This window comes from Halobellus captivus, from assembly GCF_007655485.1.
GTDB lineage: Archaea > Halobacteriota > Halobacteria > Halobacteriales > Haloferacaceae > Haloquadratum > Haloquadratum captivum.
The window spans coordinates 766,374-786,806 of the sequence record NZ_VJXQ01000001.1 but is presented as its reverse complement, the minus strand read 5'-3'; the positions used below and the strand labels follow the sequence as shown (position 1 = coordinate 786,806).

27 protein-coding genes are annotated in these 20,433 nt (G+C 66.2%); 18 read left to right on the top strand and 9 right to left on the bottom strand.

What is annotated here, in order from left to right:
• From FJT57_RS03905 to FJT57_RS03895, 3 genes are all read left to right on the top strand, one after another.
• The coding region (locus tag FJT57_RS03905; protein ID WP_144902552.1) for a YkgJ family cysteine cluster protein at positions 1 to 566 on the top strand (566 nt) is incomplete at its 5' end.
• A gap of 63 nt (positions 567 to 629) precedes the next feature.
• Complete coding sequence (locus FJT57_RS03900; protein WP_144901875.1) at positions 630 to 1,019, top strand: hypothetical protein; 390 nt, start codon at positions 630 to 632, stop codon at positions 1,017 to 1,019.
• 66 nt (positions 1,020 to 1,085) lie between these two features.
• Positions 1,086 to 1,538 carry a TIGR00725 family protein gene (locus FJT57_RS03895; RefSeq protein WP_144901873.1) on the top strand — a complete coding sequence of 151 codons (453 nt, stop codon included), beginning with the start codon at positions 1,086 to 1,088 and terminating at the stop codon, positions 1,536 to 1,538.
• A gap of 17 nt (positions 1,539 to 1,555) precedes the next feature.
• Here the strand turns inward: FJT57_RS03895 and dph2 are convergent, their stop codons facing one another.
• Entirely contained in the window at positions 1,556 to 2,590 is a 1,035-nt protein-coding gene (dph2, locus tag FJT57_RS03890) for a diphthamide biosynthesis enzyme Dph2 (protein ID WP_144901871.1), read from the bottom strand.
• Between the two features lie 153 nt (positions 2,591 to 2,743).
• Between dph2 and FJT57_RS03885 the strand changes: the two genes are divergently transcribed.
• From FJT57_RS03885 to FJT57_RS03870, 4 genes are all read left to right on the top strand, one after another.
• Complete coding sequence (locus FJT57_RS03885; RefSeq protein WP_144901869.1) at positions 2,744 to 3,118, top strand: YlbF family regulator; 375 nt, start codon at positions 2,744 to 2,746, stop codon at positions 3,116 to 3,118.
• A gap of 151 nt (positions 3,119 to 3,269) precedes the next feature.
• Positions 3,270 to 4,007, top strand: coding sequence for an alpha/beta fold hydrolase (locus FJT57_RS03880; RefSeq protein WP_144901867.1), 738 nt, complete (start codon positions 3,270 to 3,272; stop codon positions 4,005 to 4,007).
• Between the two features lie 107 nt (positions 4,008 to 4,114).
• Entirely contained in the window at positions 4,115 to 4,786 is a 672-nt protein-coding gene (locus FJT57_RS03875; protein WP_144901865.1) for a nucleotide-binding protein, read from the top strand.
• Positions 4,787 to 4,823: 37 nt separating this feature from the next.
• Positions 4,824 to 5,450 carry an RAD55 family ATPase gene (locus FJT57_RS03870; RefSeq protein ID WP_144901863.1) on the top strand — a complete coding sequence of 209 codons (627 nt, stop codon included), beginning with the start codon at positions 4,824 to 4,826 and terminating at the stop codon, positions 5,448 to 5,450.
• Positions 5,451 to 5,525: 75 nt separating this feature from the next.
• Here the strand turns inward: FJT57_RS03870 and FJT57_RS16900 are convergent, their stop codons facing one another.
• Both FJT57_RS16900 and FJT57_RS03860 read right to left on the bottom strand, forming a co-directional pair.
• On the bottom strand, positions 5,526 to 5,888 hold the full coding sequence (locus FJT57_RS16900; RefSeq protein WP_238993896.1) for a hypothetical protein: 363 nt from the start codon (positions 5,886 to 5,888) through the stop codon (positions 5,526 to 5,528).
• A 107-nt stretch (positions 5,889 to 5,995) separates the two neighbouring features.
• Positions 5,996 to 6,976, bottom strand: a complete 981-nt coding sequence (locus tag FJT57_RS03860) for an FKBP-type peptidyl-prolyl cis-trans isomerase (protein ID WP_144901861.1) — start codon at positions 6,974 to 6,976, stop codon at positions 5,996 to 5,998.
• A 232-nt stretch (positions 6,977 to 7,208) separates the two neighbouring features.
• Between FJT57_RS03860 and FJT57_RS03855 the strand changes: the two genes are divergently transcribed.
• From FJT57_RS03855 to FJT57_RS03840, 4 genes are read left to right on the top strand one after another with little or no spacing between them, the layout of a single operon-like run.
• The gene (locus tag FJT57_RS03855; protein ID WP_144901859.1) at positions 7,209 to 7,649 is read left to right on the top strand and encodes a hypothetical protein; all 441 of its coding nucleotides are present in this window, start codon (positions 7,209 to 7,211) and stop codon (positions 7,647 to 7,649) included.
• Between the two features lie 3 nt (positions 7,650 to 7,652).
• Positions 7,653 to 8,333, top strand: coding sequence for a DUF7546 family protein (locus FJT57_RS03850; protein WP_144901857.1), 681 nt, complete (start codon positions 7,653 to 7,655; stop codon positions 8,331 to 8,333).
• A gap of 6 nt (positions 8,334 to 8,339) precedes the next feature.
• Positions 8,340 to 9,701, top strand: coding sequence for a hypothetical protein (locus FJT57_RS03845; RefSeq protein ID WP_144901855.1), 1,362 nt, complete (start codon positions 8,340 to 8,342; stop codon positions 9,699 to 9,701).
• A 1-nt stretch (position 9,702) separates the two neighbouring features.
• Positions 9,703 to 9,987 carry a DUF7410 domain-containing protein gene (locus tag FJT57_RS03840; RefSeq protein ID WP_144901853.1) on the top strand — a complete coding sequence of 95 codons (285 nt, stop codon included), beginning with the start codon at positions 9,703 to 9,705 and terminating at the stop codon, positions 9,985 to 9,987.
• Positions 9,988 to 10,029: 42 nt separating this feature from the next.
• Here the strand turns inward: FJT57_RS03840 and FJT57_RS03835 are convergent, their stop codons facing one another.
• From FJT57_RS03835 to FJT57_RS03810, 6 genes are read right to left on the bottom strand one after another with little or no spacing between them, the layout of a single operon-like run.
• Complete coding sequence (locus FJT57_RS03835) at positions 10,030 to 10,233, bottom strand: hypothetical protein (RefSeq protein ID WP_144901851.1); 204 nt, start codon at positions 10,231 to 10,233, stop codon at positions 10,030 to 10,032.
• 51 nt (positions 10,234 to 10,284) lie between these two features.
• On the bottom strand, positions 10,285 to 10,710 hold the full coding sequence (locus tag FJT57_RS16895) for a hypothetical protein (protein ID WP_238993895.1): 426 nt from the start codon (positions 10,708 to 10,710) through the stop codon (positions 10,285 to 10,287).
• Between the two features lie 41 nt (positions 10,711 to 10,751).
• Positions 10,752 to 11,012, bottom strand: coding sequence for a cytochrome C oxidase subunit IV family protein (locus FJT57_RS03825; protein ID WP_144901849.1), 261 nt, complete (start codon positions 11,010 to 11,012; stop codon positions 10,752 to 10,754).
• A gap of 8 nt (positions 11,013 to 11,020) precedes the next feature.
• Positions 11,021 to 13,717: a cbb3-type cytochrome c oxidase subunit I gene (locus FJT57_RS03820; RefSeq protein WP_144901847.1), complete on the bottom strand. Its 2,697-nt coding sequence runs from the start codon at positions 13,715 to 13,717 to the stop codon at positions 11,021 to 11,023.
• Positions 13,714 to 14,409 carry a cytochrome c oxidase subunit II gene (gene coxB / locus FJT57_RS03815; RefSeq protein WP_144901845.1) on the bottom strand — a complete coding sequence of 232 codons (696 nt, stop codon included), beginning with the start codon at positions 14,407 to 14,409 and terminating at the stop codon, positions 13,714 to 13,716. Before coxB ends, FJT57_RS03820 begins: the two co-directional genes overlap by 4 nt.
• Before the next feature lie 56 nt (positions 14,410 to 14,465).
• Positions 14,466 to 14,984 carry a DUF6789 family protein gene (locus FJT57_RS03810; protein WP_144901843.1) on the bottom strand — a complete coding sequence of 173 codons (519 nt, stop codon included), beginning with the start codon at positions 14,982 to 14,984 and terminating at the stop codon, positions 14,466 to 14,468.
• Between the two features lie 97 nt (positions 14,985 to 15,081).
• Between FJT57_RS03810 and cyaB the strand changes: the two genes are divergently transcribed.
• The 7 genes from cyaB to FJT57_RS03775 all read left to right on the top strand — a co-directional run bounded on the left by cyaB (position 15,082) and on the right by FJT57_RS03775 (position 20,424).
• Positions 15,082 to 15,657, top strand: a complete 576-nt coding sequence (gene cyaB / locus FJT57_RS03805) for a class IV adenylate cyclase (protein ID WP_144901841.1) — start codon at positions 15,082 to 15,084, stop codon at positions 15,655 to 15,657.
• A 91-nt stretch (positions 15,658 to 15,748) separates the two neighbouring features.
• The gene (locus FJT57_RS03800; RefSeq protein ID WP_144901839.1) at positions 15,749 to 16,954 is read left to right on the top strand and encodes a methionine adenosyltransferase; all 1,206 of its coding nucleotides are present in this window, start codon (positions 15,749 to 15,751) and stop codon (positions 16,952 to 16,954) included.
• A 100-nt stretch (positions 16,955 to 17,054) separates the two neighbouring features.
• Entirely contained in the window at positions 17,055 to 18,200 is a 1,146-nt protein-coding gene (locus FJT57_RS03795) for a tRNA sulfurtransferase (protein WP_238993917.1), read from the top strand.
• 314 nt (positions 18,201 to 18,514) lie between these two features.
• On the top strand, positions 18,515 to 18,706 hold the full coding sequence (locus FJT57_RS16890; RefSeq protein ID WP_238993894.1) for a hypothetical protein: 192 nt from the start codon (positions 18,515 to 18,517) through the stop codon (positions 18,704 to 18,706).
• A gap of 280 nt (positions 18,707 to 18,986) precedes the next feature.
• A complete protein-coding gene (locus FJT57_RS03785; protein ID WP_144901835.1) occupies positions 18,987 to 19,445 on the top strand; it encodes a DUF5804 family protein in 459 nt (152 codons plus the stop codon).
• Between the two features lie 99 nt (positions 19,446 to 19,544).
• Positions 19,545 to 19,862, top strand: a complete 318-nt coding sequence (locus FJT57_RS03780; RefSeq protein ID WP_144901833.1) for a PRC-barrel domain-containing protein — start codon at positions 19,545 to 19,547, stop codon at positions 19,860 to 19,862.
• Between the two features lie 112 nt (positions 19,863 to 19,974).
• Positions 19,975 to 20,424: a hypothetical protein gene (locus tag FJT57_RS03775; protein WP_144901832.1), complete on the top strand. Its 450-nt coding sequence runs from the start codon at positions 19,975 to 19,977 to the stop codon at positions 20,422 to 20,424.
• The last annotated feature ends 9 nt before the right edge of the window (positions 20,425 to 20,433 follow it).

The following is a 20,433-nucleotide window of genomic DNA, read 5'->3' as shown; positions in this document are numbered from 1 at the left end:
CAGACAACGGAGACGACGCAAACGACGCAGACGCGGCTAACAGCTACGACTGGCGCGACGTCGCCCGCCCGATGCCGTACGGGGTCGTCGAGGGGGCGGACGGCCCGGAGGGCGAGACGTTCGAGTGGGCGCTCCAAACCGACGCCTGCGGAGATTGCACGTTTTATGAGGAGGTCGGCGAGCGAGCGGACGGGACGCCCAAAGGCGGCTGTCGCGTCCACGAGGACCGGCCGCTCATCTGCGAGACGTACCCGTTCAGCGTCGCGCTCGGCGGCACCAGCGAGCCGATGGGCCAGGCCGTCGACGAGGAGGGAATGGTCCGCGCGCACGAGTGCGAGGGGCTTGGACGTGATATCTCCCGTCCGGACGCCGAGGAGTTGGCGGCCGCGCTCAAGGAGCGCGCCGTTCGCGAGTTAGAAGAGGCGATCGGCGTCCGCGACAACTACGAACCGGTCGACGCCGACGGCGTGGTCGTCTACGACTCCGAGGGACCGAAGCGGCCGGACGGCACGCCGGTTCACAACGACGAGACGGTTCACGACGGCAAAGCGGGTCACGACGACTGAGAACACCGCTGCCTCGCGCCGGTTACGATCCTTTCTTGAGACTCCCATCCCAAACGGGCGGTAATGACGGCCGATCTCTTCGAGCGGATCGCGGGGGCGACCGAGGGCGACGAAGTGCGGCTCACGCTCGCGACGGATTCCGCCTCCGTCCGCGGCGTCGAACTCGACTCGCCGATCGTTACCCGAGTAGCGGCGGTGCGCGAGGAGACGGTGGACGCGAGACAGAAGGACGTCGACATCGACGGGATCGTCGATCGCCGAATCCTCCACCTCGCGCCCGTCTCCGGCGACGACCGGCACGAGGCGTACGTCGTCGAAACGCGCAGCCCGGTCGTCGGTAGGGAGACCGTTTGTCCGCTGCGGGCGCGTCCCCGATCGGGATGCGGCCCGGCCGACGAGCTCGCAACGCTCCCGGTTGTCGGCGATATCGACGCGATCGAGGTTCGGCCATAGGTCGCCGATTCCGACTCGATTCCCTCGAAGCGAAACCACTACTCCCCGTCCCGACGAGCGTCCGCTATGCGAGTCAGCGTGATCGGCGGTAGCGCGATCGGCGAGGCGGAGGCCGAGACGGCGGCGACGCTCGGCAGGCTCCTGGGACAGCGCGGCCATACGGTGGTCTGCGGGGGGCTCAGCGGCGTGATGGAAGCGGTCTGTCGCGGCGCGTCCGAGGCGGGCGGGCACACGATCGGAATCCTCCCGACGGACCGCCGCGCGGACGCGAACGAGTACGTCGACGAGGCGATCGCGACCGGAATGGGCCACGCGCGCAACGCGCTCGTCGTGATGAACGGCGACGCGGTCGTCGCGGTCGACGGGAGCGGCGGGACGCTCTCGGAACTCGGTTACGCGGCCGTCTACGACCGGCCGACGGCCGGGCTGGGAACGCACGACGCGGCACACGTCGCGGCCGTCGAGACGCCGGAGGAAGCGGTCGAATACGTCGAATCCGCGGTGTCAGAGGAACCGTAGCTACTGGGCGGTGAGATCTACCAGGTGCCGTGGAACGTGTCGAACTCCAGCGAATCGAGCGGTTCGTCGCCGACGGCGATCCGGTACTCGCCCGGCGTGAGCATCGGCTTGTGGAACCGGGGGCCGTCGTCGGTCGTGATCCGGGGACAGCCGGTGTTGACGAACGCGTCCATGTCGAAGTTCCTGAGCCGGTCGGGCGTCACCTCGTCCATCGTGATCAGGTAGGCGTTCTCGTTGTCCTCGATGATCGACTCGGCGATCTCCATCCGCCCCTGTCCGATCTTCGTACAGAAGATGACGCCCCATTTCTCGGCGTCCATCGCGCGGTGGACCGCGCCGTAGCGCTGTTTCATAAACTTCTCCGTGTCGGCGACGGTCACGACGTTGTTCACGGGGTCGGCGATGAGCACCTTCTTCTCGGGGTGTTCCATCGCGAGTCCGAGCGGGTGGAACTTCCCGCCGCCGACGTAGAGGACTTGGTCGGCGTCGATGTCGGCGGAGGCGTAGTTGCAGCCGAGCACCTGGCCCTCGAAGGTGAGTCTGTCGTCGCCGCGGCGGGTGTGGACGTCGAACCCGCGCGCTTCGAGCCACTCGACCATCTCCTCGAAGCGGTTCATATGCTGGGCGGTCGTGACGAGGCCGACCTCCTCCTCGGGGAGTTCGTCGACGGCCTCTTCCAGAATCGGGAACGGGTCGACGTTCGAGAAGAGCGGGACGTAGATGATCTTCTCGGACTCCTTCATCGGCGAGTGGCCGAAGTGGACGAACACGTCGGTTCGGCGCATCAGATAGGTATCGAGATCGCACGCGCCGTAACAGGGCTGGCCCGAGAGCATAAACGTCACGTCGTCGTCGCACAGTTCGCGGAGGTCGTCGGCGACGGCCGGACCGCGGCGCTTCAGCCCCTCGGGGAACTGCAGGCCGACGCGGTTCGCGTCCCGCTCTTCGATCGCCTCAACGATCCGGTCCAGTTCGTAGTCCCACTCGCGGTCGTGCTTTAGCGACATCCCGGTGTTTCGGAGGTCTCCCTCCGTGGCGGCGTCCTGGCTCATTGGAACCTCGTAGCGGGCCGACGCCCATAACGTCGGCGGTTCCGAGACGCCCGAAAACGAGCGTGTGAGTGTGTTTCGTGACGAGTGCGCATCGACCGCTACCGCGGCTCCCCGTCCGATAGTATAAAACGCCTCGCGTCCGAACGGGAAACGATGAGCGTCCAGACAGATCGACTCGAAACGCTCGGTCGCGAACTCGGCGAGGCGATCGCCGAGACTCCCGAGTACGAGGCGTTCGAGGAGACGAAGGCGGCCGTCGAGGCCGACGACGACGTGCAGGAACAGATCGCGGAGTTCCAGGAGCGGCGGGATCACTTCATGCACGCCCGACAGATGGGCAACGCGACGGAGGAGAACCTCCAGCACGTCCAAGAGGCCCAGGAGGAACTGCATTCCATGCCCAAGATGGCCGCGTATCTCGACGCCCAGGAAAACCTCCAGGCCCGTCTGGAGACGGTCAACGAGGCGATTTCCGACCCGCTCGCGGTCGACTTCGGCGGCGAGGCTGGCGGCTGCTGTCACGACTGAAATCGGCGTTCACGACCGTTTTTGCGCGTTCTCGGACTCTCGTATCCGGATTTGATCGATCACTGATCGCCACTCACGCTCGCAGTGAAGATACCACATACTCTCACGCGACAGCGGTTTTACTACGACTTGCGGCAATCTGTAGTAGTTTATGGAGACCAGCTACTCGTTCCTCCTGGTACACGGATCGTGGCACGAGGGATCGGCGTGGGATGATGTCGTTCACCACCTCGAAGAAGCAGGTCATCGAGCGTACGCGCCGACCGTGGCCGGACACGGCCCGGGCGTCAATAAAGACGTGACTCACGCCGATTGCGTCGACTCGATTGTCGAATACGTCGAACGAGAGGATCTGTCCGACTTCGTGCTCGTCGGCCACAGTTTCGGCGGAACCGTCATCGCGAAGGTAGCCGAGCGGATGCCCGATCGGATCAGTCGGTTGGTGTTTCAAAACGCGTTCGTTCCCGAGGACGGGAGTAGCCTCGCGGATGAAATCCCGCCGCACATCCAGGAGTTGTTCGAAACATTGGCCGCACAGTCTGATGACAACACGATAATGCTTCCCTATGAAATCTGGCGGGACGGATTTATCGGCGACAGCGATGAATCGCTGGCGAGAGAGACGTATGAGTACCTCTCGCCGGAGCCGTATGCACCCTTGGTCGCGAGCCTCGATCTGTCGACGTTCTATGGCCTCGAAATCCCGTCGAGTTACCTCTATTGCACCGAAGACGTCGCACTCCCTCCCGGTCCGGAGTGGGGATGGCATCCGCGGATGTCGAACCGATTGGGTGTCTACCGGCTCGTTACGATGCCGGGAAGTCACGAAACGATGTTCACGGACCCGTCGGGACTCGCCGAATCGATACTCAAAGCCGGAAGAGAGTAAACGAACGGCCGCGGGTTCTACGACACTCGGTTGTCGGCGGTATTTTCAGTCAGCTAGTTGGGGTGTGGGTGCGAGCGTTCAAATACCAAAACGGGACCACGAGCGGTATGCTCGCGATCGCTGGCGGAAAGGGGGGCAGCGGCAAGACCACCACGACGCTCGGGGTAGCCCGCGCAGTCGACGGCCCGAGCCTCGCGGTCGATGCCGACTGCGACCTGCCGAATCTCCACGCGCTCGCAGGCGTCCCGCGCGACGCGCCAGCCGGTGGCCTCGGACATCCGGACCCGTCGACGAACGGGGATCGGACCCGCATCGTCCCGGCACCGCGCGACGCGCCGGACGGGATCGGCGGTCGGCTCCGGCGTCTCCGAGCGCGCGAGCGCCGCTGTTCGATCGCGCGGTCGTCAACCCACCCTGCCGTCGACGAATTCAGCGGTCACGACACCGACGGTGGCGACGCAGAAGCCGTCCTCGTCGACTGCCCGGCGGGTGCGGGACCGGACGCGACCGTTCCCCTTCGCGTCGCCGACGGCGTTCTCGTCGTCGCGACGCCGTGTGTGGCCGCTCTTCGCGACGCCGCGAAGACCGCAGCGATGGCGCGCGCGGTCGGCACCCCGGTCGTCGGTGGCGTGCTCACGCGGGCGCGACTCGTTCCGCCGGGCGTCGAGGATCTCCTCGGCTGTCGGGTCCTCGCGACGGTCCCGGACGCGCGCGATCCCCTCGAAAACCCGTCTGTCAGACGCGCGTACGACGATCTCGCTGTGAGGTTGTTCGATTGACCGAAAGCCTAAGCCGGTCGACTCCGTATCACCCTTCGTGTCTACTCGGCTCTCGACTGGCATCAGCGTCCTCGATCGCCAACTCGACGGCGGGATCCCGCCGGGGAGCATCGTGCTTCTCGCGGCCGACCCCGCCAGCCAATCGGAGCTGTTCCTCTACGAACTGACCGCCGTCCGGGCCTCGCTGTATCTCACGACGATCCGCTCGGATCAGGCCGTCCGCGACGCGATCTCCCGCACGCCGGGGCACGTCGGCGATCCCACGGTACGCGACGTCGGCGGCAACGCACCGCTCGACACGGCGAACCGCTTCGTTCGCGACCTCCCGGAGGGCGCAAACCTGATCATCGACGTGGTCGACGTCTTAGAGGAGACCGAACCCGCCCGCTACCGACAGTTCTTGAACGAACTCCAGACCCATATGGTCAACACCGGCGGGCTGGCCGTCCTCCACGGGATGAAGGGGGGAGTCGAACCCCGAAATCGGGGCTACACGAAGCATATGTCCGACGTCGTATTCGACCTTCAGACGAACATCAAGGGCTCGGACATCGAAAACCGCCTCGCTGTGCCCAAGTTCCGCGGCGCGCACCCGCCCGAGGAGACCATCAAGCTCCGGCTGGGCGAGCGCGTCACTGTCGACACGAGCCGCGACATCGCGTAGTCGGTGTCCGGCGCTGAACGCATATCGGCCAGCCGCCTCCGGCGTTGAACGCGGTTGACCTCTCTTCTCGGGCGCTCACGCGACGACGCCGAAGTACAGGAACGTCGCGAGCGTGACTCCGATCGTCAGAAGCGACCAGTTCCGGGGCGTGTCGAATCCGCCGAGATCGACGCGCTTCGTGAACAGCGAGAGGAAGTACGGAGCGAGCGGTAGTAGCCGCCAGAGGAGCGGTACCTCGCGTCCGGCGCCGTACTGAAGGAGGAGCGTCAGGCCGACGGTACAAGCGGCGGCGACGGCCGCGACCCGCAGGTCGTCGGTTCCGGGGAGTTCGGCGGCCGAGCGGGCGTCCTGCGCGGTTTCGGTGTCCGGGTTGGCGTCTCGCTCGATTTCGGCGGGCGGGCTGACGTCCTGCTCGGTGTCGGCGTCTTGCTCGGTCATCACTGGATCGTTTGTCTCTCACCGTCCGGCGGCCGTGGGGTTCGATCGGCGAAAAAGCGGAAGGGGAAGCCCTCCTCCGGACGCGCCGTTCGATCGCTGCTGCGGCGTTACTCGTCGATGTCGCCGTCGAGTTCCTCTGCGAGTTCGTCGGCGTCGACGTCGACGTCCTCGACAGCCTCTTCGAGGTCCGCGGCGTCGAGACCGCCAGCGCCGCCGCCCATCATCCCGCCGAGACCGCCCATCATCCCGCCCATTCCGTCGATCGTCTCCTGGACGATGACGCGGTCGAGATCGAGTCGGTCCATCACGTCCTGGGCGATCTGCTGCTTCGAGAACATCCACTGCTGGTTCATCGTCATCTGCGGCGTGGCCTCGATGTACAGCGTCTCCTTTTCGGTTTCGACGGTCTCGAACTCGGGCTCGGCGTCCTCGCCGTCTTCGTCGTCTTCGTCAGTATCCTCGTCGTCCTCGACGAGCTGCTCTTCCTCGACCGTGTCCGTCTGGATCCAGACCTCGGGAGCCTGCTGGAGGTACATCTCCAGCATACTCGCGGCCTGCTCCTCGCGGTCGTCGACGAGTTCGAGGATCTCGTACTCGTATTCGAGGTCCTCACCCGCCAGCGGGTGGTTGAAGTCGACGCGCGCGCGGCCGCTGACGATCGTCACGATGCGGCCCTGCTCGCCGTCGATCTGGACCTGCGCGCCGGGGTAGCGGCTCTCCTCGTCGATCTTGTTGGCGCTGACCGTTCGCACCTGTTCGTCGTCGTACTCGCCGAACGCCTCGTCGGCGGCGATTTCGACGGTCCCGGTGTCGCCCATCTCCGAGCCGATGAGCGCCTCGTCGACGCTCTCGAAGACGTGCCCCGCGCCGACCACGATGACGCGCGGCTCGAACTCGTACTCGTCGGTGTCGATTTCGGCCTCTTCGGCCGTTTCCTCGTCGGTGGTATCGACGACGGTGCCGTCGTCTGCGGTCCGGAGCGTGTAGGCGAGACGGACGAAGTCGCCGTCCTGAATTCCGTCGGCGACCTCTTCCGCGTCGGCGTCTGCCTGCGATTCGGCGTCGTCCGCCTGCTGTTCGTCACTCATACGCGGACAATCTCCCGTGCGACCCTTAAGAATCACGTTTCGGCTCGCGAGGTATCCGAGGGCTCAGATCGTCCTGTACCGACGCCCGAGGGCCCGGACCGTACTGTTAGGGCACTGAGGTCCGCCGACGACTTCAATTCGATCGAACGATCCCCAGAAGCGCTGAGGGGGAGTGCCCCGTCGGTGCAGCGAAGATTTATCACGAATGACTCTGAATGTCTCCTGTGATCATATGCCACAGTCGACGTTCGTCGCGAGCTTTCTGCTCGGAATCATCCTCGTGGCAGCACTGATCGGCCTGCTCTCGCGCGGGCGGTTCCGCTACACGCCCAGCTTCGGGAACGGTGACGGCGATCTCGCGACCGGAATACTCACGCTCGCGCGGAGGCCCGTCACGTGGACTGTCTCGTTCCTCGCGGTGGCGATGTTCGCCGGGATCGCAACGGTGCTCGCCGTCGGCGGGTTCGACGTTTCACCGAGCGTTGCCGGGGGGGCAACCGCACTCCTCGCGGCCGTCGGAACGATCGTCCTCGTCGGCTACGTCTTCTACGGGACGTTCGTCGCCGCGCGGTCCCGGGGACTCCACGCGGCGCAGGCCGCCGCCTTCGGATCATGGGCCGTCGGACTGCTCGTGCTCGTCGCCGTCGCCGCGAGCCTCGTCGGACTTTTCTGACAGATGAGCCTATCCGCCGCCGTCAGCCGATCGAAGCGGTTCTCCGCTCGGAGCGTCCGGTTGGCGGCACTCGTCCTCCTCGCGGAAGTCGTCGCAGTCGGGACGTACCTCGCCGTCGCGGAACCGGAGATCGATGCCGTTCGATATCTGGTCTATCCGTTCGTCTGGATGAACGTCGGCCTCGCGGCCACGGTACGGGTACAGATCCCGGACGCGGACCGTCGCCTCAGACTCCTGGCTGGCGCTCTCGCGATCGGGTACTTCCTCGCGCTCGCGTTCCTCTCGGGACTCGTCGGACTGGAGTTCAGGCATTCCCACGCACACGCACACGTCTCCGGACTCCAGGTCACGCTGGCCGCTCCCGGGTGGGGACCGCGGATCGGATACGGCGGCTCCCTCCTCACGCTGAACTTCGTTCCCTATCGGGTAGTGGGCTATCTGTCGCTCGCGTTCCTCGTATACGCCGCCGCGCTCAACGCGAGCCGTCGGGCGCTCTCCGGCGTCGTCGGCGTCGCCTCCTGCGTCGGATGCAGTCTCCCGCTCGTCGAATCGGCCGCGGTGGGCGTCGTCGGCGGGGCCGCCGCGCTCGCCGCGGTCGAGCCTTTCAGCGTCGACCTCTCGACGCTCGGCTTCGTGCTCGCCGCGGGACTGCTTTCGGTCTCTCTCGGCGGGAGTAGTCGGTGACCCGCGATGTCTCGCCATCCGCTCCTCCGTGCGTGTACGACGGTCCTCGCGCTGCTCGTCTCCGCCGCGCCCGTCGCGGCACACGCCGGATCGGTGGGCCTCGCCTCGCGGGGCGCACCGGTTCCCTCCTGGTCGGTGATCGCCGCTGGCGCGGCGGCTGTCGGTGCGTCCTTCCTGTTCACGAGCCTCCTGACGGACCGCCAGTTCGTCGAACGGGTGCCGCGCCGCGGGTGGTCTCTGCCGCCCGTCGCTCCGATTTTCGTCGGTGTCGTCCGCTGGACGGCAGTCGCCGCTGTGCCGCTCGTGATCGTCGCGGGCGTGATCGGCCCCGACGAGCCCGTGGCGAACCTCCTCACGCTCGTGGTCTGGATCGCGTGGTGGGCGGGCTACACGATGACGACGTACGTCGTCGGAAACACCTGGCCCGCGCTGAACCCCTGGCGGACCGTCGCGCCCCTGTTTCCAGTCGAGCCCCGCTCGCTCCCTCGGCGGGTCGGCTCGTGGCCGAGCGTCGCCGGGCTCCTCGCGCTCGTCGCTCTCGAAGTCCTGAGCCCGGTCACCGGCGATCCGCGACTCCTCGCCGCCGCGGTGGTCGGTTACTCGCTCGTCACCGTCGCGGGGGCGGCCGCCTTCGGCGACGCCTGGTTCGACCGCGTCGATCCCGTGGCGCGGATGTTCGCGCTCTACGGCCGCTTCGCGCCGATCCGTCGGACGGACGCGGGTCTCCACATCGGTCTTCCGGGCGCAGGGCTCGCGCGCGACTCGACCGTCTACGACCCCGACGACGTGGCGTTCGTCGTCGCGCTCGTCTGGGTGACGACCTTCGACGGACTCGTGGCGACCGCCGCGTGGGAGCGCCTTACAGACGCGACCGCCGCCGTCGGCGTCCCCGCGTCGGCGGTCACGCTCTCCGGACTCCTCGGCGGGTTCGGCTGCTTCCTCGGTTGCTACTGGCTCGCCGCTCGCTGGGTGAGACGCACCGCCCCGACGTACGTGACGACGCGGTACCTCGCGGGGTGGTTTGCGCCGGCGCTCGTTCCGATCGCCGCGGGCTACCACTTCGCGCACTTCGTCGGATACCTCACCGGATTCGCGCCCACCATCGCCGCCGTCGCCGTCGATCCCGTCTCGCCGCCCGCGTCACTGCCCGTGCTGTCACCGCCCGGGTGGTTCGGCGCGCTCGTGCTCCTCGCGATCATCGTCGGCCACGTCGTCGCCGTCTGGGTCGCCCACGCCCGGGCGTTCGACCTGTTCGCGGGCCGCGTCCAGCCGATCCGGAGTCAGTACCCGTTCGCGGGCGTCGCCGTCTGCTACACGACAGTCAGCCTCTGGATCGTCGCCCAGCCGATCGCCACGGGGATCTCCTAAGATGTCTCTACAGTCACATCCCCCCGAGACGACGCTATCCGACGATGGGACGACGGCCGCCGTCTGTCCGTACTGCGACCGGCCGTTCGTCACCGAGCGGCAGCGCGCCCTCCACGTCGGCGAGCGACATAACGCGACGGAAGCCGAGCGGCGCGCCTACGAAGCGGCCCGCGACGCCGAGAGCGACGAGCTGTTCCGACTGCATTTGAAGGTGATCTTCGCCGTGGGACTGCTCTACGCGGCGTCGATCGTCGGCGGCGTCGTGGCGTTCAGCCTTCCCGGGTGAGGGGTGACTACTTCCCCGGGCACGTACCCCGTATCTCCGCGCTCATACGCCGTGGTCGTCGTTTTCGGCTGGCTCCGGAACCCGCGCGACGGCGGCCGTGAGCACGCCGACTCCGGCGAGCGCGACCATCCCGCAGGCGGCGACGACGACAGTCGACAGTCCGGCGGCCTCCGCGGCCAAGAGTCCGACGAGCCCCGCGACAACGAACACGAGCGCGACGGCCAGCGTGAGTTGCGTGGCGTCCATCGTCGCCGTATTCGGTCGCATCTGTGGTAAATGTTAACGTGAAATCACCGATCAGGGCTCCGGCGATCCGCCCGAGCCGATGGCGACGACGAGGAGAAACACCGCGGCGGCCAGCGCGAGACTCGGAGCGAACACGATCGCGTCGTTCGGACGGGATCCCGTCACTCGGAGCAGCATCACGGCGACGCCGACGCCGACCGGGAGCGAGAAGAGGAGGGCGTACCCGAGGACTGCATCTCCCGGTCGGATTCCTGCGCTTCGTCGGCTTCCTCTCGGCGCATCGTCGCCGCGAGCATCGTTAATATCGGGCGTGTCGTCGTTGGCGTCGATGGTTTCGTCGTTGACATCGGTGGTATCGTTGTTGACGCCGCGGCGACACACATCGTTACCACCCCCACGAGCCGTGTCGCTTGCGTGGTCGCGAGCCTCGATGCTGATCGTGTCGGGCGCGCCCTCGAAATCGGTTATCGAATACATCATCTGTGAGTCGGGTTCGGGAGTTAGGTTCGGGGCGCGACTCAGAGGATGGAGTACGACGCCGCGAGCGTCAGCGCCAGCGCCGCGGCGAGTCCGATGAGGACGACGTACGTCAGCGAGCGCGGCTCGAACCTGAGGTGCTGGAAGTACGCCGCGACGAGGACGGCCTTGATCACCGAGAGCACGATGATGATACCGAACGCCGTCCAGTACGCCAGCTCCGCGAACTCGACGAGCACCTGGACTGTCGCCGAGACGAACAGGACCGCGAAGATGACCGTGTACAGTTTTGTGTGTGTCATTGGTTCTCTCACAGGATGTAGAACAGCGGGAAGAGGAACAGCCAGACGATGTCGACGAAGTGCCAGTAGAGTCCGAAGTACTCCACCGGACGGTGGTCACTCAGGTACGCCCCACCGAGCGACCGCCCGAGGAGATACAGCGCGCCGATCAGTCCCGCGATGACGTGTGCGGCGTGCAGCCCCGTCGTCAGGAAGAACGTCGAGGTCTGTATCGTGGCGGTGGGCTCGACCCCCGTGTGAAAGAGGTGCAGCCACTCTAAGCCCTTGTTTCCGAGGAAGCCGATGCCGAGCACGATGGTCGCCGTCAGGCTGGCGACGACGCCCCACCGGTGCTCCTTCTGTGCCGCGACGAGGGCGAGGACGACGGTGAAACTGCTCGCGAGCAGGATGTACGTGTTCACGAGCCCGGGAATCGGGTCCTCCGGGACGGGATGCCAGCCGGTCCACCCGGCCGCGACCCGGGTGAACACGTACGCGCCGATAAAGCCGCCGAACAGCACCACGTCTGAGGCGAGGAAGATCCACATCCCGACTTTCCCGTTCTCGACGCCGTCGAACGGCCACGCCTCGCCGAAGCCGCCCTCGGGGGAATCGAACGGTTCCAGCGCCCACGCGACGAGCGAGCCGAAGACGACGAGGCCGCCAGCGACCGCGGCGAGGAGGTAGGCGGTCCCGGCCATCCCCTCGACGAGCGACCCCTCGCGGATGCCCGAGAGACCGAGGAAGAGCAGGAACCCGCCGACGCTGACGGCGAACGGCCAGATGCTGGCGTGCGTTCCGTGGTCGTGCTCCCCGGCGTGGCCGTCGGCCGCGACGCCGCCGTCTGGCTGTGTCGACGTCGCCGACGAGCCGCCGTCGGTGGCCTCCCGCGACCGGAAGGCGAGGTGGCCGTCGCGGTAGGTGGGAACCCCGGGAAAGTTCTCCGTCGGCGGCGGCGAGGGAACGGCCCACTCGGCGGTGCGGGAGAACTCCCACGGCGTGTTGCCGACGCGTTCGCCGTCGAAAGCGCTCTTCGTCAGGTTGTAGAACATCAGGACGAACGAGAGCCCCAAGATAAACGCCCCGACCGTGGCGAGTTTGTGCCACGGCGCCATCCAGGCGTCGTACTGGAAGACGCGCCGCGGCGTCTCCCAGGCGACGAACATCGGGAAGTACAGGAGGTTGAACCCGACGAAGTAGGCGGCGAAGTGCGCCTTCCCGAGGAACTCGTCGTACATCCGGCCGGTGATCTTGGGGAACCAATAGTAGAGGCCGCCGATGAGTGCGGTCACCCCGCCGACCATCACGTAGTGGAAGTGCGCGACGACCCAGTACGTGCCCCGGAACTCGTAGTCGAGGACGATGGCCCCGAGGAAGACCCCGGTGATGCCGCCGAGGATGAACAACAATAGTCCGCCGAAGGCGAAGAGGAACGGCGTCGTGAACCGGACGCGCCCCTTCACGAGCGTGTAGATCAGCGCGAACACCATCAGATCGAAGGGGAGCGAGATGCCGATCGTCGTCACCATAAACAGCGTCTTGATCTCGAGGTTGATGCCCGTCAGGAACATGTGGTGCATCCAGACGACGAAGCTCTGGAGTGCGACGAGCACCATCGCGGCGATGAACCACTTCCGGCCGACGATGCGGCGGCCCGTGAACGTCTGGAACACCTCGGCCATAATCCCCAGCGCCGGGAAGAAGACGATGTACACCTCGGGGTGGCCGAAGAACCAGAACAGGTGCGTCCACAGCAGCGTCCCGCCCGCGGTCTCCTGAACGAAGTAGGCCGTCCCGAGGATGCGGTCCGACGAGAGGATGAGCAGCGCCGCGAGCAGCGCGGCGAAGGCGAAGAGCATCATCCAGACCGTGAGGAGGATCGACCACGAGAAGATCGGAAGGCGACGGAGGGTCAGACCCTCCGCCCGCATCCGATGCATCGTCGTGAGGAAGTTCACCGACGACACCGTGACTGAGACGACGAAGAGGACGAGCGCGAGAATGGCTGTGTTGGCACCTACGTCCGGCGTGAACGTCGGGAGGTTCAGCGGGGCGTACATCGTCCAGCCGCCCGCGAAGGTGCCGCCCTGGAAGAACGAAACGACGAACAGCAGCCCCGAGGCGAGATACAGCCAGAAGCTGAGCGCGTTGAGCCGGGGGAACGCGAGGTCGTCCGCGCCCATCTGGAGCGGGACGACGTAGTTCGCGAAGCCGAACGCGAACGGCGAGAGGAACCAGAACACCATCACCAGTCCGTGTGCGGAGACCGCCTGGTTGTACGCCATCGCGCCGAGAAGCCCCTCGCCGACCGCCCGGGGTTCCCACAGTTGAATCCGCATCAACCACGCGAGCAGACCGCCCAGGAGGAGGAAGAACAGCGAGGTGACGATGTAGAGGATACCGACGTCCTTGTGGTTCGTCGTCGTGAGCCAGTGTCGGACCGTCGATCGCGAGGGATGCGTCGCCGCGGTCAGCGCGTCGGAGACGGCGCCCTGCACGGGGATCTCGTTGCCGGTGACCGTGCCGCCGTCGGCCGCCTCGCCGTCGAGGCTGCCGCCGTCCGGTAGCTCCCTGCCGGAGTCGACGTTCAGGGACTCTCGATTGACGGCGTTCGGAGTCTCTCGGCTGTCGGAGTCGACGTTCGGAGCCTTCCGGCCGTCAAAGTTGGCGTCTGCACCCTCCCGGCTATCACCAGCGTTCCGGTCCGTCGGATCTTCGTCGGTCATGAGCTATCTGCCGTCGTGTTGGCGTACCACTCACGGTACTCGTCGGGTTCCATCACGACGACGGTCGCCGTCATATACGAGTGGCCGCTGCCGCAGAGTTCGTAACACTGTGCCGTGTAGTTCCCTGTCTCGTCGGCCTCGAACCACGTGGTCGTGGTCTGTCCCGGGACCGCGTCGGTCTTGACGCGCAACTCGGCCACGCCGAAATTATGGAACACGTCGCTCGACGTGACGCGAAGCTGGATCACCTCATCGCGTGGGACGCGAAGGACGTCGCTCTCGTGACCGTTCGGATACGTGAAGTCCCAGCCGAACTGGTAGCCTTCGACCTCGACTTCCATCTCCGGCTCCGGCGGGTCTTCGACGTACAGGAGGGTCAGATAGGTCCACGAGATGAGCGAGACGACGATCACGGTGCTGAGCGCGAACGACGTGAACAGCTTCCGGCCGCCGCCACCTCCCGTGGGCAGTTCACCGAGTACTGGCGGATCGAAGTCGTCCTCGCGGTCCGCTCCGTCGCGATACTTGTACGCGTTGTACACCATATACGCGACGACGACGACGCCGACGAGCGTCCCGAGGGCGAGGAACACCTCGAAGATGCGCTCGAAAACGACTGTCCGCGTCCCTCGCGGAACCAGCTCCGCCTGCAGCGGTATCGGAACGACTGATCCCGCGGCGTGTATGGCCATCACTACCACGACTCACGCGGAGTATCGGGAACGATTGTTATAAATTATACGCAGGCTCAGACCTCGTGCTGAGGTAACCCCGTGGTCCGCGTCAGAACGAACCCCAGCGTCAGTCCGTAGATCCAGTGACCGGCGAGAGAGAACACGACGTAGGAAGCCGTCGTAAAGAGATCTGCGCCCGGCCAGAATGCCGGAAGGAATCCGACCCAGAACGCCGTCGCGAACGTCGCGCCGCGGAGATATCGCGGTGTCTCCGGCGGCATAAACGCGCCCACAACCAGGAACGTGAGCGGGAGCACCACGGTCCCGCCGAACCCGAAGAGCACGATTCCAAGCAAGACCGTCGGTTCGAGGCCGAAGAACGACGCGAACCCGGCAAACTCAGTCACTGGACCGGTCCGAAACAGTCCGAGGAGGCCCGGAATCCCCACGAGTACGGGGAGCATCGCCACTGTTCCGAGCAGGCCCCCACCCATCGCGGCGACGACCACGTGGCCGGTGATCGGTATCTCGAACGATTCGACCAGTTCCTCGTCTACCGCCGGTGTCGGTGATTCGGATGTTTCGCCACTCATAGTCTCGTGTTCACATACGACATTGTGAATAATAAATGCTGAGGGTTATATCGGTCGATCGCGGTGATTTTTCCCCGCTCGGACCGATCGACGGGCTATGATCGAAGTCGAGGTCAAACTCCGCGCGTCCCACGACGCGGTTCGGGACGCCCTCACCGCTGCGGGGGCCGAGTCGCGCGGACGACTCGTCCAAGTCGACACGTACTACGACGCGCCGCACCGCGACTTCGCGGAGACCGACGAGGCGCTTCGACTCCGGCGGGAACGGCGCCCCGGCGCCCCGGGAGCGTCGCCGGAGCAGTCCGGCGAATCGAACACCAAAGTGACCTACAAGGGACCGCTTCTCGACGAGGCGTCGAAGACGCGCGAGGAACACGAAACGACCGTCCGCGACGGCGACACCGCCGGTGCGATTTTCGACGGACTGGGCTTCGAGCCCGCGGCCGTCGTCGAGAAGGAGCGGGAGTTCTTCGATCTCGACGGTCACACCGTCACGCTCGATCGCGTCGACGGCCTGGGTGAGTTCGTGGAGGTCGAAGCCGAGGCTGCTGACGAGGCGGACGTCGAACGCGTCCGAGCGGGCGTCTTCGAAGTCCTCCAACGACTGGGCCTCGATCCGGACGAGCAGATTCGGACGTCGTATCTCGGACTGCTTCTCGCCGCCGAGGAGTGACGGGTTGTCCGGTAGAAATACTCAACAGTAATATTTGTACTGGCGAACTTTTCCGCAAGTTATAGAACGACCCGGGCAGAAGCCTCCGGCAATGACCGAACGGAACATCGCGATCGAGGCTGCAGACAGGGCCGCAGTCGAGGATCAGGGGGTCGAAATCGTCGAACGGAAGGGGATCGGCCATCCGGACTCGATCTGCGACGGGATCGCCGAAGCCGTCTCGCGGGCGCTCTCACAGCTCTATCTCGACCGGGTCGGCAAAGTGCTTCACTACAACACCGACGAGACCCAACTCGTCGCTGGCGAGTCCGCACCCACCTACGGCGGCGGCGAGATCGTCGAGCCGATCTACGTCCTCATCGTCGGCCGCGCCACACGGGAGTACGACGGCGAGCGACTGCCCGTCGACGCGACGGCGATCGCCGCCGCGCGCGAGTACCTGAACGAGAACATCCCGGAACTGGAGGTCGGCACCGACATCGTCGTCGACACCCGGATCGGCCAGGGCTCCGGCGACCTGCAGGACGTCTTCGGCGAGGACGACGTGGAAGTCCCGATGTCGAACGACACCTCCTACGGCGTCGGCCACGCGCCGCTGACCGAGACCGAGCAGATCGTGCTGACGGTCGAACAACGTCTCAACGGTCCGTACGCCGACGACAACCCGGAGCTCGGTCCGGACGTGAAGGTGATGGGCAAGCGCGAGGGTGACGCGATCGACATCACCGTCGCCGCAGCGATGGTCGACGCCTACGTCGACGACCTCGACGACTACGATCACGCGGTCGAGCGCGTCCGCGCGTACGTCGGCGACGTCGCCCGAGAGCTCACCGACCGCGACGTCACCGTCGCGGTCAACACTGCCGACGACTACGAATCCGGATCGGTCTACCTCACCGTCACGGGCACGAGCGCGGAGATGGGCGACGACGGCTCGGTCGGCCGCGGCAACCGAGCCAACGGGCTCATCACGCCGAACCGTCCGATGAGTATGGAGGCGACCTCCGGAAAGAACCCCGTCAACCACATCGGCAAGATCTACAACCTCCTTTCGACCGACATCGCCGAGAGCGTCGTCGCGGACGTCGACGGCATCCGCGACCTCCAGATCCGGCTGCTCTCCCAGATCGGTCGGCCGATCGACCGGCCGCACGTCGCCGACGCGAAGATCGTCACGGAGGAGGGCGTCGACCTCGCCGACATCGAGCCCGAAGTCCGCGCGCGGATCGACGAGCGATTGGCGAACGTCACCGATATCACTCGTCGCGTCATCGAGGGCGAGCTTTCGACGTTCTGAAGCCGCTCGCCGCGAACCATCACCCGTGACCGCGACGAACGACTCGGATTCCGGGGACACGGACGCCGACGGATCGACGGATCCAACGAACGCGGTCCTCGTGGGCCACGGCGACTTCGGAACGAAGAGCAGCGCCGTCCGTTCGAAGATGGCCGAGCGACTCGCTCGCGACGTCGAGGCCGCATTGGCGGCCGCCGAGATCGGGGGGACCGTCGAGCGCCCGTGGTCGCGAATCGTGATCCGGACGGACAACCCCACCGCAGCGGCGCGCGTCGCCGCGACGTTGCCCGGAATCGCCTTCGCCCGTCCCGCGATCGCGGTCGATCCCCGGTTGGAGCCGATCCTCGGGGCGATCCGACGCCTCGCTGAGACCGGGTCTCACGCCGAGGCAGAGAGTTACGCGGTCGACAGCGACAGGGTCGGTCCGTCGAGCGCTCACGGCTTCTCGACCCGCGATCTGAACGTCGAGGGCGGACGCGTCGTCGGCGAGGCCACCGGCGCGGCGGTCGACCTCGACGATCCGGATCGGACGTATCGGATCGAGGCGCGTCAGGACGAGGCGTACGTCTCCGCGCGCCGGTTCGACGGCCCCGGCGGGCTGCCGGTCGGCACGCAAGGGCGCGTGGCCGTGCTCGTGAGCGGCGGTCTCGACTCTCCCGTCGCGATGTGGCAACTCCTCCGGCGCGGCTGCGTGACGGTCCCCGTCTACGTCGACCTCGGCGACTACGGCGGGGCGGATCACCGCGCCCGCGCGCTCGACGTGTGTCGGACGGTCGCCGAACGCGCGCCCCGAGAGGACCTCCGTCCCCGCGTCGTCGACGGCGGTGCGTTCGTCGGGAGACTGGTCGCAGAGACCGACAACACGCGAATGCTGTCGCTCCGGCGCGCGATACTCGCCGCGGCCGAGGGGGTCGCAGAGACCGTCGGCGCACACAGCATTGCGACGGGCGAGGCGCTCGGGCAGAAGTCCAGTCAGACCGGTGCGAACCTCGCGGTGACGGACGCCGCCGTCTCGTTTCCCGTGCACCGGCCGCTGCTGACGGTCGATAAGCCCGACATCGTCGCCGCCGCGCGAGACCTCGGAACGTACACGGACGCGACGCTGCCTGTCGGCTGCGACCGCATCGCGCCGTCGCATCCGGAAACGAACGCGACGCTGAGTGACGTGCGAGCCCGCGAGCCCGCGGGCGTGCTCGAAGCGGCCCGAGAGGCGGGCCGTGAAGCGGGGCGTGCGTTCGACGGGTAGTGATTTCGCGGTACACGCCCATCCGCCGTGTACGCCCATTCGCGGTACACGCCCACCCGCCGTACACGACCGTCCTCCGTGTGAACGCACAGCACAATTTCTATGTGTATGTGTATCAAATGCCGAATCATCGTTCACTATTGTTCGATTTCTGTGTGATAATCCGGGCAAAAATGGATTTACATACCTAGAGGACGTACGTTCTGTCAATGTCAAAGAGCTGCCGTCCCTCCCCCTCGACGTCGGATGCGGAGTGGACCGTGAGACACGTAGTACCGTGCAGCGACTGGAATTCGACCACTGAAACGTGCCCGATGTGCGGCGACAGCGTCGATCTCCTGGACGCGCACTACCAGGTGGAACTGGATCGCGAACGCGCGCCCGCCGAGGGCGAGAAGCTGACCCGCGAGCGTCGGTTGCTCGCATTTTGTGACGAGAGCTGTGCCGACGCGTGGCTAGACGAGACGACGACAGTCGCCGACGAGGTCGCCGACGCGAACCACTGAATGCCTCAGACCGGGGGCGGCGAGTTTCTATCGGCCGTTTCTTGCGCGCCGTCGAATCAATACGTTCTCGACAGATGCGATGCACCGTAGTCATCACGGACGCGACGCACCGTAGTCATCACTGACGCGGCGCACCGCAACCGATTTATGGTCTCCTCGGCAACCGCGGGACAGCACCCGCGCCACCGCGCGGTCGTCTCCCTATGATCGCTCTCTCGCCGCGCATCGCGCACGCACCGACCGACAACCGACGCCGCGGTCACGTCTCGATCCTCCGATCGTGACTCGCGTTTGCTTCGTCGGGTCGGCGGACGTCGACGTTCAGTACGAACTGCTCTCCCGCGAGACTGCGCGCGAAGCGCTGTCGACGTACGACCGGTACGCGCCCTTCGAGAACTCGCTGGCGGTCGATACGGTCAGCCTCGGATCGGCGGTATCGCTCTGCAACGACCTGAACTGGTATCTCGTCCGCTTCGCCGACGTCGCCTTGGTCCGCGAGCCCAGCGTCTCGACCGACGAGTGGCTGAGTCGCGCGCTCGCGACGGCGATCCGCGACGGCGACGTGCGACCCCAAGAGACCGGCGAGCGCCTCGCGATCTACGGGCTCGAAGACGGCGCGCTGGTCGAACCGATGTACGTCACGCGTCGGCCGGACGGGACCGTCCCCGAGTACGACCTCCGCGAAGTCGAGGAGACTGTCGTCGTCCGCGTGACCGCCGAAGAGTTCGACGCGGCGTGAGTAAGATGTCGACACTCATCCGCGTTCCCGTCACCCGCGTTCTTCTCGCTTCCACCGTGTCCTGCGAACAATTAAGATGGACGCTCTCAATCACGAAGTATGGACGAGACCCCCCAGAAGATCACGACGCTCGTCGGCCGCGAGGTGTACTCGAACGAGGGCGTATTCGTCGGCGAGGTCGCCGACGTCCGACTCGATCTCACCGAGCGGCAGGCCGTGACCGGACTCGCGCTCACGCAACTCAACGACGAACTCTTTTCGGACATCGTCGGCGGCAAGCGCGGCGTCATTCTGCCGTACCGCTGGGTTCGCGCCGTCGGCGACGTCATCCTCATCAATGACGTCACCCTCCACGACGTCCTCGAACAGATGACACAGCCCAACGGCGAGGGCGACGAGGATTCGGTCCTCGCGTAACGAGAGTCGCGAATTCGATCCTGGCGTAACGAGAGTCGCGAATTCGGTCGGCACGAGGGACTGTCGTTCGCCGACCAACAGTCATTTGCGGGCCGAGCCTGTACCGGGAGGTATGTCGGAAGAACCAGACGATTCCGCCGCCGAGAACGACGCAGACCAATCACCTGCGGACGACTCCGAGGCCGAGGAGAAGTCGTTCCGCGAGCGCGTCGAGGAAATCCGCGAGCGACGCGCCGAAGAGCGAGAAGAGGGCGAACGTCCCGAGCCCGAGGAGATGATGGGCGGGGGCGGCCCCGGCGGGATGGGTGGCGGCGGTGGCAACCCGTTCGCGCAGATGATGAGCGGAATGATGGGCGGGGGCGGTCCTGGCGGAATGGGTGGCGGCCCGCCCGGAATGGGAGGCGGCCCCGGGGGTCCCGGCGGAATGGGCGGCCCCGAGGAGCGCGAGTCTGGCGGTAACGAGGAACTCGTCCGCGAGGTTCGACAGCTCCGCGACGAGGTCCGCGACGCGACGCGACAGCTTCAGCGCATCGCGCAGGCCGTCGAAGACCTCGACGACTGAGCGGATCGC

Bases quoted from the DNA above. Each gene is read 5' to 3' on its own strand.
- dph2 (WP_144901871.1), bottom strand. From the start codon at position 2,590: ATGAGCCAGGACGCCGCCACGGAGGGAGACCTCCGAAACACCGGGATG.
- FJT57_RS03835 (WP_144901851.1), bottom strand. From the start codon at position 10,233: ATGGACGCCACGCAACTCACGCTGGCCGTCGCGCTCGTGTTCGTTGTC.
- FJT57_RS03900 (WP_144901875.1), top strand. From the start codon at position 630: ATGACGGCCGATCTCTTCGAGCGGATCGCGGGGGCGACCGAGGGCGAC.
- cyaB (WP_144901841.1), top strand. From the start codon at position 15,082: ATGATCGAAGTCGAGGTCAAACTCCGCGCGTCCCACGACGCGGTTCGG.
- FJT57_RS03850 (WP_144901857.1), top strand. From the start codon at position 7,653: ATGAGCCTATCCGCCGCCGTCAGCCGATCGAAGCGGTTCTCCGCTCGG.
- FJT57_RS03840 (WP_144901853.1), top strand. From the start codon at position 9,703: ATGTCTCTACAGTCACATCCCCCCGAGACGACGCTATCCGACGATGGG.
- FJT57_RS03895 (WP_144901873.1), top strand. From the start codon at position 1,086: ATGCGAGTCAGCGTGATCGGCGGTAGCGCGATCGGCGAGGCGGAGGCC.
- FJT57_RS03860 (WP_144901861.1), bottom strand. From the start codon at position 6,976: ATGAGTGACGAACAGCAGGCGGACGACGCCGAATCGCAGGCAGACGCC.
- FJT57_RS16890 (WP_238993894.1), top strand. From the start codon at position 18,515: ATGTGCGGCGACAGCGTCGATCTCCTGGACGCGCACTACCAGGTGGAA.
- FJT57_RS03875 (WP_144901865.1), top strand. From the start codon at position 4,115: ATGCTCGCGATCGCTGGCGGAAAGGGGGGCAGCGGCAAGACCACCACG.
- FJT57_RS03810 (WP_144901843.1), bottom strand. From the start codon at position 14,984: ATGAGTGGCGAAACATCCGAATCACCGACACCGGCGGTAGACGAGGAA.
- FJT57_RS03820 (WP_144901847.1), bottom strand. From the start codon at position 13,717: ATGACCGACGAAGATCCGACGGACCGGAACGCTGGTGATAGCCGGGAG.
- coxB (WP_144901845.1), bottom strand. From the start codon at position 14,409: ATGGCCATACACGCCGCGGGATCAGTCGTTCCGATACCGCTGCAGGCG.
- FJT57_RS03845 (WP_144901855.1), top strand. From the start codon at position 8,340: ATGTCTCGCCATCCGCTCCTCCGTGCGTGTACGACGGTCCTCGCGCTG.
- FJT57_RS16900 (WP_238993896.1), bottom strand. From the start codon at position 5,888: ATGACCGAGCAAGACGCCGACACCGAGCAGGACGTCAGCCCGCCCGCC.
- FJT57_RS03885 (WP_144901869.1), top strand. From the start codon at position 2,744: ATGAGCGTCCAGACAGATCGACTCGAAACGCTCGGTCGCGAACTCGGC.
- FJT57_RS03880 (WP_144901867.1), top strand. From the start codon at position 3,270: ATGGAGACCAGCTACTCGTTCCTCCTGGTACACGGATCGTGGCACGAG.
- FJT57_RS03775 (WP_144901832.1), top strand. From the start codon at position 19,975: ATGTCGGAAGAACCAGACGATTCCGCCGCCGAGAACGACGCAGACCAA.
- FJT57_RS16895 (WP_238993895.1), bottom strand. From the start codon at position 10,710: ATGTATTCGATAACCGATTTCGAGGGCGCGCCCGACACGATCAGCATC.
- FJT57_RS03800 (WP_144901839.1), top strand. From the start codon at position 15,749: ATGACCGAACGGAACATCGCGATCGAGGCTGCAGACAGGGCCGCAGTC.
- FJT57_RS03780 (WP_144901833.1), top strand. From the start codon at position 19,545: ATGGACGAGACCCCCCAGAAGATCACGACGCTCGTCGGCCGCGAGGTG.
- FJT57_RS03855 (WP_144901859.1), top strand. From the start codon at position 7,209: ATGCCACAGTCGACGTTCGTCGCGAGCTTTCTGCTCGGAATCATCCTC.
- FJT57_RS03825 (WP_144901849.1), bottom strand. From the start codon at position 11,012: ATGACACACACAAAACTGTACACGGTCATCTTCGCGGTCCTGTTCGTC.